Genomic DNA, 1,898 nt, shown 5'->3' on the forward strand with positions numbered 1-1,898 from the left:
AGAACCTGTACTTTTGGAGAATGTTCCAAATTTCAACTCTTTTTGGAACAAACTATTTTTTAGTAAAAACTGCTCCAAAAATAAGAGGTTGCTGCTTGATTACTAATTGTCTAGTTTAGAGGGACATTCCACACTACAAGAAGACATGTACTTCCACGTATGTTTATAATGATTTTAGATTTATGTTATGTTGTCGTAGGAAGTTGACTTCGTGAGATACCTACTTGATATTTACATTTTATCTTTAAGATATTCTAAAAAACTTTTGTTTTGATAAGAACAAGTTTTTGATATACTTAATAATATTAAATAATTTTGTAAACCAACCTCTGTGTATATACCATCAGCATATTTTCTATATTCAGCAAAATCTTTAATAGCATGTTCAACATTGTTATTATTCCATGGTATACTATCATAATGTAAAAATGTAAAAAGTTGATATTGATTCTTTTTAAATCTATCTTTTAGTTTTTTACTTACATTTGATATAACTTCATAATTGTTTAATTTCTTATAAAAGAGAACGACATCTTTATTATGTTTATTTAAATTTCTTTTTTTTAAACCATACTTGTCAATTGTTTTAATGATATTTTTTAATAAATCTCCAAAAAGTTTTGCTATGTATATCAAATCTATATCATCTTTATATTTAAATATTAAATCATTAATGTCTCTCATTAAATGGATAAGGCATTTTTGTTGTTTAACTTTAAATGAATCATAACCAGCATAATAATCAGATATCATTACTCCATTAAAGTTTTTAAGAATATCTTTTAAAAAGTTAACGGTTCTATCTTCTCTGTAAATGTAGTAAATATGAGTTAAGTTAGTTAACACCCATACGTAATGTTTTTTCTTTCTAATTGTCACCGTTGTTTCATCAATATGCAATAAATTTCCAGTAATTATCTTATCAAGTATTTCATTATATTCTGGAGTTAGTAGTAATGCATATTCCTGTTTTATATTTATTACCATGGTTCGCGTAATATCAATTTTAAATATGTCATATATCATTTTAACAATATCATTAGCTGAATTGTGAAATGTTAAATAATTATACACAATCCAAATTTTAATATTATTTCCAAATTTTTTTTTATTATATTTTGGAAAAGAATATATTTTTTTACAATGGCTGCATCTAAATCTGTATCCATGATATTCAATAACCCATCTTTTAATACCATTGCTTGTAAATTTTATGTCAATAATATTTCTAATGTTCTTTTCATGAATATAAAACTTTGTATTTAAGCATTTTAAACAGTTCTCAGGCATATTTGAATATTCAATAGTATTTGGTTTTAAATTCTTGTTTATGCTATTTTTTGTTGTCTTAATTTCTCTACTATATGCCTTGTCTCTAATATAAATTTTACTTCTTTGATAATCAAAATAAGCTGTTTTATTAATTTCATTATATTCTTTGATCTGGAAATTTATTTTCCCAAACTTAAATCCAGAATTATTATATAATTCATTTAAATTAACAGATTCTACTTTGTCTTTTTGTAATTGAATAATCCAATTTTTCACATGATATAATGCTAGACAATCTTCAATATTATATAAGAGGAGTCTATATTTAAATTTTTTAGAATTCTTTAAATCAAAAAGTTTCCGCCATACTATACTTAGTAGTCCTGATGCTCCAGTTTTTGTCCATTTAAATCCGCTGTAATTAGCAATTTCTTTTAAACTATTTGAATATGTAGGAGGATATATATCAGAATAAAAATATTTTAAAATATTTATTGATTTATCAACTACATAACTTATCTCATTTTGATATTTATTATTGTAAGTTTTATTAAATTTTTTCAATTCATTGATTTCAAAATTTCCGTAATGATATATATTACAATTATTAAATTGTTTTATATATA

General features: G+C 23.0%; 1 protein-coding gene. It reads right to left on the bottom strand.

Annotated elements, in window-relative coordinates; genetic code table 11:
• Positions 1-231: 231 nt before the first annotated feature.
• The coding region (locus GBG18_RS14905; RefSeq protein WP_152192354.1) for an IS66 family transposase at positions 232-1,898 on the bottom strand (1,667 nt) is incomplete at its 5' end.

Source organism: Poseidonibacter ostreae (assembly GCF_009208075.1).
In the GTDB taxonomy this organism is placed as follows: domain Bacteria; phylum Campylobacterota; class Campylobacteria; order Campylobacterales; family Arcobacteraceae; genus Poseidonibacter; species Poseidonibacter ostreae.